Below are 15,788 nucleotides of genomic sequence, written 5' to 3' on the forward strand. Positions count from 1 at the left end.
GGTGACAGTGTCACCCGGCGGTTCTCGTGTGTCGGAGGTCAGACCCCGATGACCGTCGGCACGATCATCGGACGACGCCGGTAGGTGTCGGCGACCCAGCGCCCGACCACCCGGCGCACACCCTGGGCGATGCGGTGGGTGTCGGTGATGCCCTCACCGGCCAGGCGCAGCAGCTCGGCCTCGACCAGTTCGACGGCGCCCTGCAGCGCGGTCGGGTCGTCGGAGAAGCCGCGCCCGTTGAGCTCGGTGCTGACCGCCTTGCCGGTGGTCGAGTCGATGACGACGGTGATGGACAGGAAACCGCCCTCACCGAGCACCAGTCGATCCGACAACGTCGACTCGCCGACGTCACCGACGGACAGGCCGTCGACGTAGACGTGCCCGACCGGCACCCGGCCGACGATGGAGGCGATGCCGTCGACCAGGTCGACCACCACGCCGTCCTCGGCCAGCACCACCCGCTCCTCGGGCACCCCGGTCGCGACCGCCAGCGCGGCGTTGGCGCGCAGGTGGCGCCACTCGCCGTGCACCGGCATGGCGTTGGTCGGGCGCACCGCGTTGTAGAGGTAGAGCAGCTCACCCGCGGAGGCGTGGCCGGAGACGTGCACCTTCGCGTTCTGCTGGGTGATCACCGTGGCACCGAGCCGGGCCAGGCCGTTGACCACGGCGAACACCGAGTTCTCGTTGCCGGGGATCAGCGAGGAGGCCAGCACGATCAGGTCGTCGGCGCGGATGTTGATCTGGCGGTGGTCACCGCGGGCCATGCGCGCCAGCGCCGAGAGCGGCTCGCCCTGGGAGCCGGTGGAGATGAGCACCAGGCGGTCACCGGGCAGGTTCGCGGCCTGGTCCAGGTCGACGACAACGTTGTCGGGCACGGTCAGGTAGCCCAGGTCCTGGGCGATCTGCATGTTGCGCACCATCGAGCGGCCGACGAAGCAGACCTTGCGGTTGTACTTCTGCGCCACGTCGACGACCTGCTGGATGCGGTGCACGTGACTGGCGAACGACGCCACGATCACGCGGTTGCGCGCCTTGCCGATCACATTGTCGAGCACGCCGCCGATCTCGCGCTCGGGGGTGACGAAGCCGGGGACCTCGGCATTGGTGGAGTCGACCAGGAACAGGTCGACGCCCTCGTCGCCGAGGCGGGAGAAACCGGCCAGGTCGGTGAGGCGGCCGTCCAGCGGCAGCTGGTCGAGCTTGATGTCACCGGTGTGCAGCACCACGCCCGCGCCGGTGCGGATGGCCACGGCCAGCGCGTCGGGGATGGAGTGGTTGACCGCGAAGTACTCGAGCTCGAACGGGCCGTGCACGGTGGTCTCGCCCTCGGCGACCTCGCGCAGCTTGGGCTGGAGCCGGTGCTCACGGGCCTTGGCCGCGATCAGGGCGAGGGTGAACTTGGCGCCGATCACCGGGATGTCGGAGCGCAGGCGCAGCAGGAACGGCACCGCGCCGATGTGGTCCTCGTGACCGTGGGTGAGCACGATGGCCTCGATGTCGGCCATCCGGTTCTCGATGGGGCCGAAGTCGGGCAGGATCAGGTCGACGCCGGGCTGCTGGTCCTCGGGGAACAGCACACCGCAGTCGACGATGAGCAGCTTGCCGCCGTACTCGAAAACCGTCATGTTACGGCCGATTTCGCCGATGCCGCCGAGGGCGAACAGGCGCAGGCCGTTCTTGGGCAGCTTCGGCGGCGGGCCGAGACGGTCCTGGGGTGCCTTGGCGCGCGGCTCGGCGGGGGCGTCCCCCCGGCCGCGACCGCCCTGCCTGCCGCGACCGCCACCGCGGCGGTTCTGCTGCGGCGCGGCCTGTTCGGCGGGCTTGTTCTTGGCGCGACGCGGGGCCTTCTTGGCCGCGGGGCGCTCTTCGGCGGAGCCGAGCAGATCGGTGCCGACCTCGGCCGCACCGGCCAGATCGGCGGCCGCGGCGATCTCGGCGACGGGCTCGGCGGGCGCGGGGGCCTGCTGGGCGGCGACCGGCTGGGCGGCCGCGGGCGCGGCGGATTCGGCGGGCGCGGCGGGCTCCGCGGCGGCGGGAGCGACGGGCTCGGTGCGCACCGGGGTGGGCTCGGGGGCACCCGCGGCGCGGGAAGCCGAACGGCGACGGGGCTTGCGGGCGGTGGGTTCGCTCATGCCGACACCCCCGCGGCCTGCAGGTCCAGGGCCAGCTCGTCGAGCTGGGCCGCGGTGGGCATCAACTGCGGCAACCGGGGTTCACCCACGTCGACGCCGAGCAATCGCAGTGCTCCCTTGCACATCGCCACACCTCCCAGGCGGGTCATGGCCGCGAACAGCGGCAGCAGTGTCGCGTTGATCTCGCGGGCCGTGGTCACGTCACCGATCGCGTAGGCCGAGTGGATCGCGCGCAGCTTCTCTGGCACGAGATGGCCGATGACACTGATGAATCCGGTCGCGCCGACCGAGAGCCACGGCAGGTTCAGGCCGTCGTCACCGGAGTAGAAGGCCAGCCCGGTGGTGGCGATCAGGTCGGCACCGGAGACGAGATCGCCCTTGGCGTCCTTGACCGCGACGATATTGGGGTGCTCGGCCAGGTGCCGGATGGTGTCGATGGCGATCGGCACGATCGAGCGGGGTGGAATGTCGTAGAGCGTGATGGGCAGCGAGGTGGCGTCGGCGACCGCGGTGAAGTGCGCGATCAGGCCCTCCTGCGTGGGGCGCGAGTAGTACGGGGTCACCACGAGCAGGCCGTGCGCACCGGCGTTCTCGGCGGCGCGGGCCAGTTCGATCGAATGCGCGGTGTCGTAGGTGCCCGCACCGGCGACCACGGTGGCGCGGTCGCCCACGGCGTCGACCACGGCGCGCAGCAGGTCGGCCTTCTCGGTCTCGGTGGTGGTCGGCGACTCACCGGTGGTCCCCGAGATGATCAGCAGGTCGACGCCGCGATCGACCAGGCGCGCCGCCAGCCCCACACCGGCATCGACGTCGAGCTTGCCCGCGGCGCTGAAGGGGGTCACCATCGCGACACCTACCGTGCCGGACGCGTGCAGCTCCGTTGGCGTCGATTCACCGTTCGTCATGGTCAGAAAGGCTACCCGGTCGCCGCATGAGCCTCGACACCCTAGCGGCCTGCGCGGTGACCGGCGCGGATTTTCCGGCGATTTCGCACCGCCGCGCGTGACAGCACGAACACCCTTGCGTGATGTCATTCATGACGCCACACTGATGTCATGGATTTGAACGCGCATACCGCGCGGCTGCGCGAGGAACTGATCGCCGCGGCCGCCCTCGGAGACGAGAAAACGCAGGCCACCGCCGCCGCACTGGCCGCGGCGGTGGAGAGCTCGAGCCGGCTGGTGCTGCTGTCGGCGCTGTCGGAACTGGCCGCCGAGATCAGCACCGAACTCGGCGACCGCACCGTGCACGTGCGGCTCGACGGCACCGACGCGGTGGCCGACGTGCGCAAGAACACGCCGTCGGATTCCGGGGAGGCGCCGAGTTTCGAGGAGATGACCGGCGATATCAGCCGGGTCACCCTGCGGCTGGTCGAACAGCTCAAGGCCCGCGCCGAGGAGGCGGCCCAGCAGAACGGGCAGTCGCTGAACTCGTGGCTCTCGGGCGCGGTCAGCGGGGCACTGCGCGATCAGATGCGGGGGCAGGGCCCGAAGGGCTGGTGACCCGCCTTCACAACAGCGGCGCCAGATCGCCCCGCTCGCCGATGACGACGTCGTCGAGTTCGAGCCAATCGGCCATCTCGCGCAGCGCGCCCCGCAGCGCGTGGGCGGTCTCGGGCGTGGCGTGACCGGGCTCGGCGAAGGCGGCCGGGGCGAGCAGGCGTCCGGAGGCGCGCTCGGCCCGCAGGTCGACCCGGCCGACGAGATGCCCGTCGAGCAGGAACGGGAAGACGTAGTAGCCGTGCACCCGTTTGGGTTCGGGGGTGTAGATCTCGATCCGGTAGTGGAAATCGAACAGGCGCTGGGTGCGCGGGCGGAAGAAGATCAGCGGATCGAACGGGCACAGCAGGGCGGCCCCGGCGACGCGGCGCGGGGTGCTCGCCTCGGGATGCAGGTAGGCGGGCGCGTCCCAGCCGTCGACCACGACGCGGACCAGTTCGCCCGCGTCGACCAGCGCGGCGATGGCCGGGGTGCTCTGCCGTCGCGCGAGGCGGTAGTAGTCGCGCAGGTCGGCTTCGGTGGCGATGCCCAGGGCGCGGCTCGCCCGGCGGATCAGCTCGCGGACCGCTTCGTCCTCGGGGACCTCCCTGGCGCGCACGTCGGCGGGGACGACGCGTTCGGTGAGGTCGTAGTGCCGGGTGAAGCCCACCCGCGTGCCGGTGGACAGTTCCCCGGCCGCGAAGAGCTGCTCGCAGATGAGTTTGGTGTCGCTGAGATTCCACCAGGTGCCCTTGGGGCGCGGCTTGTCCAGCTCCAGGTGTTTCTCGATCTCGCCCGCGCTGGCCGCGCCCACCTCGGTGACGACATCGAGGATGTCCTTGCCGAGGGTCGGATTGCGTTCGGCCGCCTTGCGTATGCCCGCCCAGCGGCCCAGCCGGTACTCGGCCATCCGCCAGCGCATGAGCGGCCAGTCGCTCACCGGGATCAGCGCGGCCTCGTGCGCCCAGTACTCGACCAGGCCGCGGCGGGCGCGCGGGCTGTCGCTCCAGGCGGCGCGTTCGAGCAGGCTCCGGTCGTAGGGGCCGATCCGGCTGAACACCGGGGCGTAGTGCGCGCGGACCACCGCCGACACCGAATCCAGTTGCAGCAGACGCGTTCTGGCGACCACGTCGAGCACCGCGCGCCGGTTGGGGTTGGCCGGTCGCCGTTTACCGAAGCCCTGCGCGGCCAGCGCCGTCCGCCGGGCCGTGGCCGCATTCATCCGCTGCATCCCCTCAGCCTGACAGAGGGGTCCGACAGATTCCCGGCTCAGTCGCGGACCTGGATCGCGCCCGCGGTGTCGATCTCGATGCGCCGGTCACCGTGCGGGTCGGCCGCCAGCACGGTCGCCACCCAGCGCCGCCCGACCGGCAGCACCCGCACGGTGACGGTGCCCGCCGCCGCGGCGTCCAGCGCGCCGACCGCGGCGTCGATCACCTTGCCGCGCACCCATTCCGGGACGCCGCGGAAGCCACCGTCGTCGAGCAGGGTCACCTCGACCCCGCGCCCGCGGGCCTCGCGCGCGGCGGTGCTGAGCCGCTCGGCCACCAGTTCGGGCGCGCGCAACCCGTCGCGCAGTTCCGCCTCGAGCAACCGGCACTGTTCGCGTTCGGCGGCGGTGAGCTGGGCGCCCTCGGCGATGCGCGCCAGCATCGGCCGGGCCACCTGGTCGAGGCGGGTCAGCTGCCGGTCGCGTTCGGCGGTGGCCGCGCCCAGCGCCGCCTCGGTGGCGGCCCGCCGATTGGCCTGGCCGCGCAGTTCGCGCAGCGAGCGCTGGGAGGGGCGCACGATCGCCATGAACACCGTCACCGCGCCGACGGTGGCGACCGGGGTCAGCGCGCGGATCACGGTCTCGGGATGCCAGTCGGTGAACACACCCAGGGTCACCAGCACCGTCGCCGCGGCCGCCACCCCCACCCAGGCCGCCCCGATGCGCCCGCGCAACACCAGCATGGCCAGCAGGTAGGAGGTGGGATAGGCGGTCCAGAGCTGGTGGGAGAAGCCGGTCGGGTTCTCGATCCACGGCACGGTCACCGCCATCGCGACCGGGCCCGCGCAGGCCACGAAGGCGGTGGCGGGCCAGGGCAGCGGGTCCACCGGGAAGACCAGCACCACCAGCGCGGCCACCGCCATCAGCACCAGCGCCACGCCCGCCATCAGCGGCGGCACGAAATCGAAGTTGACGCGCAGGTACAGCACGATGGTGGCCTCGAAGATGACCACGAACAGCCAGGCCATCCCGTCGCTGAGCCCGAACAGGTCCCGCATGCCGAAGGGCAGGTCACGCTCGACCATGCGCACCCCACACCAGCGTCACCACGGTGCCCTTGCCGGGCGCCGATTCCACGAAAGCCGTTCCGCCCGGCAGTGATTGCATGCGGCCCAGGATGCTGCCCGCGACGCCCATCCGGTCGGCCGGGACCCGCGCCGGGTCGAAGCCCGCGCCGTCGTCGGACAGCACCGCCCGCACGGTGCCGGTGGCGATGGTGATCGACACGCCGCGGCGCACCCGGCGCGCGGGCATGTCGGCGTGGCGCAGGCTGTTGCGCACGGCCTCGGTGAGCGCGGCGCCGAGCACCTGCGCCGCCTCCATCGGCAGGCTCAGGTCCGCTCCGCGCCGGGTGGTGACCTGGACCGGGATGTCGGGGTTCGCGTCGCGCACGGCATCGCGCAGAAAGGCCACGGCCGCGGCGGCGTCCAGGTGCACGGTCTCGGTCGCGCAGCGCGCCTGCTCGAGTTGTTCGAGCGTCCTGGCGGCCTGGCTGCGCAGCACCGGTGAGGACCGCTCGGTCCGGGAGGCCTCCAGCAGGGTGGACAGCACCGCGTCGTGGATGAGGGCGGCGAAGCGGGCACTCTCCCGGTCGCGCGCGGCGGTCGCGGCGACCGTCGCCGCCCTGGTGCGCTGGCGGACCGCCTCCTGGTCGACCCGTTCGGCGGCCGTGCGCGCGTAGACCACACACCACAGGAACAGCGCCGCGACCCCGAGCGCCCGGGTGACGTCACCCAGCAGCGCCCACACCGAACTACCCGGCACCACGAACACGTTCGACACGCTGGTCGCCACGGCGAGCATCCCGGCGTAGCCCGCCGCCACCCGCAGCGGCCAGGCCAGCCCGGCCGCCATCACGCCGAGCACCAGCCCGCGATAGGGCCAGGACGCGAACGAGCCGATGTGCACCACCGAGTAGACGAGCGGCGTGAGCAGAGTGGCGGCGAAATAGCAGATCGCGGCCGCGCCGGCGACCCGCCGGATCAGTCCGGCCGGGCCGCGCGCGGAGACGATCGCCAGCGGCGCGAACAGCGCGTAGGCGGCCAGCAGGTGCACCTCCGGCCACACCGACCGGTTGACCGGCTGCACCAGCACCGCGGGCAGCTCGAGCACCATCACCATGGTGGCCCCGATGCCGACCACCAGGCCCAGCCTGCGGCGGATCTGCTCGGTCGCGGCGCGTTCCAGCTCGATGTCAGGGCCTGCCACCGCGCGGACCGCGGTGGCGATCACGTGCGCTGCTGCCGTTCCGGCACCGGTAACCAGCCGTCTTCGACGGCGCGTTTGTACAGGTCGGTCTTGGTCGGTGCCGGGCGGCCCGCGTCGGCGTACTTCTGCCGGATCCGGCCGAGGTAGTCGTTGACGGTCTGCTCGGACAGCCCGGTCAGCCGGGCGACCCGCGACGCCTTCTCCCCCGAGGCGTAGAGCATGAGCACTTCCTCCTGACGGGGGCTGAGCCCCACGTCGGACAGCTGCGGGTCACCGTCGATGGCCGCGGCCCAGTCGGTGGTGACGACCTGCTCGCCCGAGGCCGCCCGGCGCACCGCCTCGACCACGGTCGCCACGCTCTCGGACTTGCGCAGCACCCCGAGCACCCCGGCCTTGGCGGCCGAACGGACCAGGAAGGCGTTGTCGGCGCCGGTGAACACCAGCACCTCGATGCCGTGTTCGCGCAGCGCGTTCACATTGTCCTCGGGTGTGGAACCGTCGGGCAGGCGCAGATCCAGCACCACCAGGTCCAGGTCGGCGTCGACGGCGAGCAGTCCGGCCACGGTCTGCGAGGTCGCGACCAGGTCCAGGTCGGGCTCGGGCCCGAGCATGGCCGCCAGGCCGATCGCCACCGACTCGTGATCCTCCACCAACCCGATCCGCCGGACCGCCGGATTCTCGCTCACCGACCACTCCCCATCCTCGAACACCCACCGCGGCCAGCCCGCAACACGTCGGTGTCGAGTTCTACCGCATCCGCGCCCGGCTTGTCAGCCCACCAGAATTCGGGGCGCGGTCAGGCCATCAAGCTCGCGGCCAGGGTGGCACCGAGTTCCCAGCAGCGTTCCAGATCGGCCTTGGCGGGCGGACCCGACACCACGACCGGCGCCGCGCCCCGGTTCCAGCCCAGCCCGGTGGTGATCCGGTCGACAGAGCTCTCGGCGCCCTCGGTGCCCTCGTTGCCGTGCAGGTAGAGGCCGTAGGGCCGCCCGCGGGTGGAGTCCAGGCACGGGTAGTAGATGGTGTCGAAGGCGTGTTTGAGGGCGCCGCTCATGTAGCCGAGGTTGGCGGGGGTGCCCAGCAGGTAGCCGTCGGCGTCGAGGACGTCGACGGCGGTGACGGCCAGGGCGGCCCGGCGCACCACCTCCACGCCCTCGATCTCCGGGTCGCTCGCCCCGGCCAGGACGGCTTCGAACATCGCCTGGGTGTGCGGCGAGGGGGTGTGGTGGATGATCAGCAACCGGGCCATGGCTCGCTACTCTCCGCTGTCGCGTTCCAGCTTCTCCAGGGCGACCGCGCGGCGCATGGTCTCGCGGGCGCGGGTGCGGTCACCGGCGTAGTCGTAGGCGCGGGCCAGCCGGTAGGAGGAGCGCCAGTTGTCCGGGTCGGCCTCCCATTCGGCCTTGATCTCGGCGAACAGCGCGTCGGCGGCGGGGCGTTCGATCCGGCCGGACGGGCGCCGCGGCAGCTGCGAGGTGTCCACCTCGCGGCCCTCCTCGTGGATGCGCTTGGCCAGGCGCTGATGGGCGAAGGCCGCCTGCAGCGTGGCCCACAGGATCCAGGCGCCGACGATCGGCAGCAGCAGCATCGCGACACCGAGCGCGATGCCCGCGGGTTTGCCGTCGGCGATGAAGGCCACCGCCAGCCCGCCGAGACGGACGAAGTAGAAGATCACCGCCAGGACCAGCAGGGCCACCAGGGTGACGATCCGGTAGACCTGCCGGTCGGGTCGCGCCGCCGCGGCGTTCACAGATCCAGGAACGGGTCGAGCCCGACCGTCAGCCCGGGTCGTCCGCCGATCTCGCGCACGCCGAGCAGCACGCCGGGGGCGAAGGAGTTGCGGTCGATGGAGTCGTGCCGGATGGTCAGCGTCTCGCCCTGGGTGCCGAAGAGCACCTCCTGGTGCGCGACCAGTCCGGCCAGGCGCACCGAGTGCACCCGCACCCCGTCGACGTCGGCGCCGCGGGCACCCTCGAGCTCGGTGGTGGTGGCGTCGGGGCTGATCCCGACCCCGGCCTGCTCCCTGGCCGCGGCGATGAGCGCGGCGGTGCGGTAGGCGGTGCCGGAGGGGGCGTCGAGCTTGTTCGGGTGGTGCAGCTCGATGACCTCGACCGAGTCGAAGAAGCGCGCCGCCTGCTCGGCGAAGCGCATCGACAGCACCGCGCCGATGGCGAAGTTCGGGGCGATCAGCACGCCGACCTCGGGGCGCTGCGCCAGCCAGGACCGCACCTCGGCCAGGCGGCCCTCGTCGAACCCGGTGGTGCCGACGACGGCGTGGATACCGTTCTCGACCAGGAACTTCAGATTGCCCATCACCACGTCGGGGTTGGTGAAGTCGACCACGACCTGGGTGCCGGTCTCGGTGAACTTCTCCAGCGCGTCGTCCTTGTCGACCCGCGCCACCAGCTCCAGATCGTCCGCGGCGTCCACCGCGGCGCAGATCGCCTGCCCGACCTTGCCGTGTGCACCGAGCACTCCGACCCGAATGGTCACCGGTATCTCCTCGTCGTCTCGCGTCGTCGTCGCTGTCAGCCTATCGAGCAGCGGCGCGGGCGTGGGCGCGAGGTCAGCCGAAGACGATCACCTGGCGCAGCGCGGCACCGGCGGCGAGTTCGTCCATGGCCTCGTTGACCTGATCGAGGCCGATGCGCGCGGAGACGAGCCGGTCCAGCGGCAGCGTGCCCGCCCGCCAGCGCCGCACGTACTCGGGGATGTCGCGGTCGGGAACGGCCGAGCCCAGGTAGCTGCCGATGATGGTGCGGCCCTGGGCGACCAGGGTGAGCGGCGAGATCGTCGCGGTGGCATCCGGGGCAGGCAGGCCGACCGTCACGGTGACGCCACCGGGCGCGGTGGCGGCGACGGCGGTTTCGAAGGCGCGAACATTGCCCGCGGCCTCGATCACCACGTCGGCGGTGACCCCGGCCAGCTCGCCGGGCGGGTAGACCGCGGTGGCACCGAATTCGGTGGCCAGCGCCAGCTTCTCGGGCACGGTGTCGACGGCGATCACCTCGCCGAGGCCGAGGGACACCGCCACCAGCACCGCCGCCATGCCGACCCCGCCGAGCCCGACCACCATGATCGAGTCGCCCGCACCGGGTTTCGCGGCATTGAGCAGGGCGCCGCCGCCGGTGAGCACCGCGCAGCCCAGCACCGCGGCCACCTCGGGCGGCACGTCCGCGTCGACGGGGACCACCGAGCGGCGATCGACCACGGCGTGCGTGGCGAAGCCCGAAACCCCCAGGTGGTGATGGACTTCCGCGCCGTCGCGGTGCAGGCGGCGACCGCCACCGAGCAGTTCCCCGGCATTGTTGGCGACGCTGCCGGGCCCGCACGGGGTGCGGCCGTTGCTCGCGCAGCCCGCGCACTCGCCGCAGCGGGGCAGGAATGTCATCACCACGCGCTGCCCCGGCGCCACATCGTCGACGCCGGCGCCGACCGATTCGACGATGCCCGCCGCCTCGTGCCCGAGCAGCATGGGCACCGGCCGCACCCGGTTGCCGTCGACCACCGACAGGTCCGAATGGCACAGACCCGCCGCCTCGATGCGCACCAGCAGTTCGCCGGGGCCCGGTGCGGCCAGGTCGAGTTCGCAGACGGTGATCGGCCGCGACTCGGCGAACGGCGCCGGATCGGCGATGCGTTCCAGGACGGCTCCACGAATCCTCATGGCGCGAACCTACCGTCAATCGGCCGTTGCACGGCGCGGGATCGGCCGCTAACCTCGGTCGCGGTGATGGTGCTCCTGTCGGCCGCCTCGTACCGAGCCCAGGGTCGGTGCCATCACGAATCCAGGAGGAAATCCCCTGTCAGTACAGTTCAATCACACCATTGTCGGATGCAAGGACAATAGGGAGACCGCCGAATTCTGGGCGGACATCCTCGGGTTGGACATCGGAAAAGAGTGGGGCCCGTTCATCGCGCTCCCCCTCGATCACGGCGCCGTCTTCGATTTCGCGAAGGTGCCGCCCCAGGTGTCCGAGATCCAGCCACAGCATTACGCATTCCTGATCTCCGAGGCCGAGTTCGACGCGGCCTACGCCAAGATCCAGCGCTACAAACTGGATCACTGGGCCGACCCGCAGCAGCACGGGGTCGGCGAGATCAATCACAACGACGGTGGCCGCGGGGTCTACTTTCTCGACCCCAACGGCCACTTCCTGGAGCTGATCACCGTCCCGTACGGTGGCTGGCCGCCGGAGTAGTCAGGCGTTCCGGCCGGTCCCCGGGCCGGCCGGAATCCGCTGTGCCGCCGCGCGATTGCCGCGGATGCCGAGCAGTGCGGCCAGCACGCAGGCCACCGCGACGGTGGCGATGAACCACGGGAAGACGGTGGCCAGTCCCCAGGTGGTGGCGGCCCAGCCCGCGGCCAGCGTGGGCAGCGCCATCGAGGAGTAGGCCAGCAGGTAATAGGCCGACATGGTCTCGCCCCGGCGATGCGGCGGAACGACTTCGGACAGGTGCCGCAGCGACCCACCGAACCCGAGACCGAAGGTCGCGCCCAGCACCAGCCCGGCGATCACCACGACGACCGGCTGCGCGGTGCCCAGCGCGGGAATGGTGGCCAGCAGCGCGGCGGCCATTCCGAGGTCACCGGCGATGGCGGCGCGCCGAGCCGGGATGCGGGTGGCGAACAGTTGGGCCATGGCGGCGGCGAAGGCGGTACTGGCCACGACGGCACCACCGAAGACCAGATTGTGCACGCCGGTCTCGGCCGCGGCCAGCGACGGATACAGCGACAGCAGCACACCCAGCACCGACCACGCGGCCATCACCCCGATGGCGGAGAACCAGAAATCGGCGCGGATCTCGCGCGGCACCGCGGGCTTGGCGATGGTGATGCGGGTGCGCACGCGCGCGGTGTGCGGTTCACGCAGGGCCAGCATGCCCGCGGCCACCGCCAGGCAGATCACCGCGATCACCACATACGGGGTGCGCAGCGGCGAGGGAGCGTACTGGGCGAGCACCGCGGTACCGAGCACGGCCACCGCCATGCCGACATTGAACGCCACCCCGCTGAGCTGCCCGGATCGCGCGCCGCGTTCGGGCCGCAGGTCCAGCAGCGCGGCGGCACCGGCGACGACCGTGGCCCCGACCGCCGCCCCGTGCAGCGCCCTGGCGACCAGCAGCATGGGCATCGAATCGGCCAGCAGGAACGCGACCAGTCCGAGGATCATGGTGACGAAGGCGCCGACCATCACCGGTTTGCGGCCCACCACATCGGAGATCCGCCCGGAGACCAGCACCGCGCCCAGCGCCGAGATGCCGTACACGGCGAAGACGGTGGTCGTGCTGAGCGGGCTGAGATGCCACTGGGTCTCGTAGATGCCGTAGAGCGGTGCGGGCGCTCCGGAGACGCCGAGGGCGACGCCGGTCGCCGCGAGTACCAGCCCGTACGCCCAGCGCTGCCCTGCCTCGACCGGGGCCATCGTTGTCGCTGCCACAGCATCCCCCCATCAGCGGAGTTTGATCGTCATCGAACACCGCAGACCCTACGCCGAGTATGATGGTTATCAAACCCCTCAGTGAGGTAGATCATGACCCAGGCGAAAGATCTCCCCCCGGCGCCGACCCTGCCCGTCGCCGGGCTGCCGACCGTGCTCGGCGCGCTGCACGATCCGGTTCGGCTGGAGATGGTCCGCCGCCTGAGCAACGCGGGGACCGCGGTGCGTTGTTCGGCCCTCTACGAGGCGATCAACAAGTCCACCGCGACCCACCATTTCAAGATCCTGCGCGAGGCCGGGCTGATCGAGCGCCTGATCATCGACGGCCAGACCTATCAGCGGCTACGCACCGCCGAGGTCGAGGACGCCGTCCCGGGCCTGCTCCCGGCGATCGTCGAGGCCGCCAACCGCGCCCAGGGGTAGACCTCAGCCGTCGCCGGCCACCGCCGCCCGGATCTCCCCGTGGACGAGTTCGCCGCCACCCCACCAGACGGCGAGTCCCGCGCAGACCAGCACGACGAGCAGGATCACCGTGCCCAGCGAGACGCGGCGGGATCGGCGGCGCCACGCCACGTAGCAGGCCCCGAGAGCACGGGTGCCGACGATGATGCCGAGCACCGCGACCAGCGCACCGAAGACGGCGGGTTGGCGGGCCCAGCCCCGGACGAGGCCGAGGATCGGCACCAGCACGACGAATACCAGCCCGAGCGCCAAAGCCTTACGCGTGACGAAGCGGAAGCCGGCGAGCGGATCGGCGTCGCCGCGCGAGCGCTGCCACGCGGTGACGATCAGCAGGTGCCCGCACGCCGCGCCGGCGGCGCCGAGCACCAGCACCAGGCCACCGAGCCGCACGAACCCGGCGACCTCGGAGCGCATGGCGACGGCGCCCACATCGACCAGCAGTCCGGAGACAGCGACCGCGGCCAGCGCGAGGACGACCCGGGGTAGGCGCACCCTGGCTCGCAGATAGCCCGGCGGCAGCTGCTCACCCAGCGTGCGGAACACCCGCCACCAGACCAGGGGCAGCGCCGCGAACAGCAGCGGCGAGAGCACCCGCAAGACCCCGACCGGCGCCCACATCGCCGCGGCCGCGTAGCAGCCCGCGAAAGCCCAGACCCACACCGCCGGTCGCAGCAGCGTCCGCCAGAACACCTCGCCGAGCAGCTGAGCGGCCATCGCGTCGGCGGGGGCATGGGCGAGCAGTCCGCGCAGCGTCGCGAGGGCGGCCGCGCGGCGGCCGCGCGAGAATTCCGACTGTGCCCGCATGCGCAGCAGGTCGATGTGCAGCGGGTCGATCGCCAATCCGGCGTCGATGTGCTCTCGCGCCTCGTCGATGTCGAGCAGGCGCTGATAGATCTCCGCGGCCGAGCAGTGCGCCGAGGCGTCCTCGGGGGCGAGCGCGAGCGCTTCCCGCACCGCCCACCTGGCCCGTTCCCGGTCCTTACGCGGACTGTTGGCGGCCAGCCACGCCACCATCAGCAGGGCCCCTGGATCGTCCGGCAGCAGCCGGACAGCGGTCGCCGCGTGTTCGGCGGCCGTGTCCCAGCGCCCCTGCATCGATGACGCCAGCGCGACCAGTTCGTGGCCCCTGGCCGCTTCGGGATCGGCGTGGACGACCTGTCCGGCCAGCCGCAGGGTGGCGTCGTAGTCGTCCTGGGCGAAGGCGATATCGGCCAACGCGATCAGTACCCGCGTATCCGTGGGCGCGACCGTCAACGCCGCCCCGAGTAACCGCCGCGCCTCCTCGATCCGCCCGATCTCCCTGGCCACTTCGGCGCGTTCGAGCGCCACCTCCACCTGCACGACTGCCTCCCCCTGTGCCGCCCGGTGCAGACTGCCCCGGCGGCGAAACGCTCAGCGTTCGACGAGTTTACGCACCGAGGCGGGCAGGTCGCGGGTGCGCCGGTAGGGCCCGGCGACGCAGGCGCCGTAGGGGCGCGCCAGCAGGGTGCGGGCGATCTCGCTGACCTCCTCGGTGGTCACCGCGTCGATGCGCGCGAGGGTCGCCGAGACGCTGCGATGGTTGCCGTAGCTGAGTTCGCTGCGGCCGATGCGGTTCATCCGCGAGGCCGAGTCCTCGAGCCCGAGCACCAGACCGCCGCGCAACGAGCCCTTGGCCCTGGCGCATTCGGCATCGGTGACACCGTTGGCGGCCACCTCGTCGAGCACGCCGCGCGCCAGCACCGCCACCTGGGCCAGGTTCTCCGGCTGACAGCCCAGGGCCACCGAGAACGCGCCGGTGTCGGCGAAGGTGTCGACACTCGAGTACACCGAGTACGCCAGCCCGCGTTCCTCCCGGATGCGCTGGAACAGGCGGGAACTCAGCCCGCCGCCGACGATGGTGTTGAGCACCGACAGCGGCCAGCGCTGCTGTCCCTCGTGCCTGCCGAAGGCGCGGACACCGAACACCAGGTGCGCCTGCTCGCTGTCGCGATTGATCCGCACCAGCCCGGGCGCGGCCTGCGCGCGGAACTTGCCCTCGCGGCGCGGGGCCGGTTCGGCGGCGGTGTCCAGGCGTGCCTCGAAAGCCCGGTGCACCAGTTCCACCACCCGGTCGTGCTCGACATTGCCCGCCACCGCGACGACCATCCGTTCGGGACGGTAGCGGCGCTGGTGGAAGCCGCGCAGCTGGGCGGCCTGCATGCCCTCGATGGATTCGACGGTGCCGATCACCGGCCGCCCGATCGGGTGGTCACCGAACATGGCGGTGAGGAAGGAGTCGGCGACCAGGTCCTCGGGGTCGTCGTCGCGCATGGCGATCTCCTCGAGCACCACCTGGCGTTCCACGTCGACGTCGACGGCCCGGCACAGCCCGTTGAGCACCACGTCGGAGACGAGTTCGACCGCCAGCGGCAGGTCCTCGTCGATGACGTGGGCGTAGTAGCAGGTCTGTTCCTTGGCCGTGAAGGCGTTGAGTTCGCCGCCGACCGCGTCCATGGACTGGGCGATGTCGAGCGCCGAGCGGGTGGGGGTCGCCTTGAACAGCAGGTGTTCGAGGAAGTGCGCGGCGCCGGCCACCGTCGGGCCCTCGTCCCGCGAGCCGACGCCGACCCAGACGCCGATCGAGGCCGAGCGCACGCCGGGCACGTGCTCGGTGACCACCCGCAGGCCCCCGGGGAGCACGGTGCGGCGCACTCCCCCGTCGGTGGCGAGGTCTTCGGTGGTGGGCGATTGGCTCAACTGTGGCTTCGTCACCCGATCCCACCGGACGGCTGTACTGGCATGGCGTTCTCAACCTCTCGACACGGGAGCCGGTGAC

16 protein-coding genes are annotated in these 15,788 nt (G+C 71.8%); 3 read left to right on the top strand and 13 right to left on the bottom strand.

Going from position 1 to position 15,788, the window contains the following annotated elements; all coding sequences use genetic code 11:
• Positions 1-38: 38 nt before the first annotated feature.
• Both ACWEMY_RS17175 and dapA read right to left on the bottom strand, forming a co-directional pair.
• Positions 39-2,132 (bottom strand): ribonuclease J, encoded by a 2,094-nt coding sequence (locus ACWEMY_RS17175; RefSeq protein WP_452390810.1) that lies wholly within the window; start codon positions 2,130-2,132, stop codon positions 39-41.
• The gene (dapA, locus tag ACWEMY_RS17180) at positions 2,129-3,037 is read right to left on the bottom strand and encodes a 4-hydroxy-tetrahydrodipicolinate synthase (RefSeq protein WP_375929136.1); all 909 of its coding nucleotides are present in this window, start codon (positions 3,035-3,037) and stop codon (positions 2,129-2,131) included. The genes ACWEMY_RS17175 and dapA overlap by 4 nt, the downstream gene beginning before the upstream one ends.
• Before the next feature lie 150 nt (positions 3,038-3,187).
• Between dapA and ACWEMY_RS17185 the strand changes: the two genes are divergently transcribed.
• Entirely contained in the window at positions 3,188-3,634 is a 447-nt protein-coding gene (locus ACWEMY_RS17185; protein ID WP_452390811.1) for a hypothetical protein, read from the top strand.
• Positions 3,635-3,641: 7 nt separating this feature from the next.
• On the opposite strand, the gene ACWEMY_RS17190 is transcribed toward ACWEMY_RS17185, so the two are convergent.
• The 8 genes from ACWEMY_RS17190 to ACWEMY_RS17225 form a co-directional block, all read right to left on the bottom strand.
• The gene (locus ACWEMY_RS17190; protein ID WP_452390812.1) at positions 3,642-4,841 is read right to left on the bottom strand and encodes a winged helix-turn-helix domain-containing protein; all 1,200 of its coding nucleotides are present in this window, start codon (positions 4,839-4,841) and stop codon (positions 3,642-3,644) included.
• Positions 4,842-4,879: 38 nt separating this feature from the next.
• Complete coding sequence (locus tag ACWEMY_RS17195) at positions 4,880-5,905, bottom strand: hypothetical protein (protein ID WP_375929139.1); 1,026 nt, start codon at positions 5,903-5,905, stop codon at positions 4,880-4,882.
• Entirely contained in the window at positions 5,892-7,112 is a 1,221-nt protein-coding gene (locus tag ACWEMY_RS17200) for a sensor histidine kinase (RefSeq protein ID WP_452390813.1), read from the bottom strand. The genes ACWEMY_RS17195 and ACWEMY_RS17200 overlap by 14 nt, the downstream gene beginning before the upstream one ends.
• A complete protein-coding gene (locus ACWEMY_RS17205) occupies positions 7,109-7,774 on the bottom strand; it encodes a response regulator (protein WP_375929141.1) in 666 nt (221 codons plus the stop codon). Before ACWEMY_RS17205 ends, ACWEMY_RS17200 begins: the two co-directional genes overlap by 4 nt.
• Positions 7,775-7,884: 110 nt before the next feature.
• Entirely contained in the window at positions 7,885-8,337 is a 453-nt protein-coding gene (locus ACWEMY_RS17210) for a flavodoxin family protein (RefSeq protein WP_452390814.1), read from the bottom strand.
• A 6-nt stretch (positions 8,338-8,343) separates the two neighbouring features.
• The gene (locus ACWEMY_RS17215; protein WP_375929143.1) at positions 8,344-8,838 is read right to left on the bottom strand and encodes a hypothetical protein; all 495 of its coding nucleotides are present in this window, start codon (positions 8,836-8,838) and stop codon (positions 8,344-8,346) included.
• Positions 8,835-9,581 (bottom strand): 4-hydroxy-tetrahydrodipicolinate reductase, encoded by a 747-nt coding sequence (gene dapB, locus ACWEMY_RS17220; protein ID WP_375929144.1) that lies wholly within the window; start codon positions 9,579-9,581, stop codon positions 8,835-8,837. The genes ACWEMY_RS17215 and dapB overlap by 4 nt, the downstream gene beginning before the upstream one ends.
• 73 nt (positions 9,582-9,654) lie before the next feature.
• Positions 9,655-10,755, bottom strand: a complete 1,101-nt coding sequence (locus ACWEMY_RS17225) for an alcohol dehydrogenase catalytic domain-containing protein (protein WP_452390815.1) — start codon at positions 10,753-10,755, stop codon at positions 9,655-9,657.
• A 136-nt stretch (positions 10,756-10,891) separates the two neighbouring features.
• On the opposite strand from ACWEMY_RS17225, the gene ACWEMY_RS17230 reads away from it, so the two are divergent.
• On the top strand, positions 10,892-11,290 hold the full coding sequence (locus ACWEMY_RS17230) for a VOC family protein (RefSeq protein WP_452390837.1): 399 nt from the start codon (positions 10,892-10,894) through the stop codon (positions 11,288-11,290).
• Here the strand turns inward: ACWEMY_RS17230 and ACWEMY_RS17235 are convergent, their stop codons facing one another.
• Positions 11,291-12,514, bottom strand: coding sequence for an MFS transporter (locus ACWEMY_RS17235; protein WP_452390838.1), 1,224 nt, complete (start codon positions 12,512-12,514; stop codon positions 11,291-11,293).
• Between the two features lie 108 nt (positions 12,515-12,622).
• Between ACWEMY_RS17235 and ACWEMY_RS17240 the strand changes: the two genes are divergently transcribed.
• On the top strand, positions 12,623-12,952 hold the full coding sequence (locus tag ACWEMY_RS17240; RefSeq protein ID WP_375929147.1) for an ArsR/SmtB family transcription factor: 330 nt from the start codon (positions 12,623-12,625) through the stop codon (positions 12,950-12,952).
• 3 nt (positions 12,953-12,955) lie between these two features.
• Here ACWEMY_RS17240 and ACWEMY_RS17245 read toward each other — a convergent pair whose 3' ends face one another.
• Together ACWEMY_RS17245 and ACWEMY_RS17250 are read right to left on the bottom strand one after the other, a co-directional pair.
• Positions 12,956-14,332, bottom strand: a complete 1,377-nt coding sequence (locus ACWEMY_RS17245; protein ID WP_452390816.1) for a tetratricopeptide repeat protein — start codon at positions 14,330-14,332, stop codon at positions 12,956-12,958.
• A gap of 51 nt (positions 14,333-14,383) precedes the next feature.
• A complete protein-coding gene (locus ACWEMY_RS17250) occupies positions 14,384-15,724 on the bottom strand; it encodes a M16 family metallopeptidase (RefSeq protein WP_452390817.1) in 1,341 nt (446 codons plus the stop codon).
• Between the last annotated feature and the right edge of the window lie 64 nt (positions 15,725-15,788).

Source organism: Nocardia sp. NPDC004415, assembly GCF_053602435.1.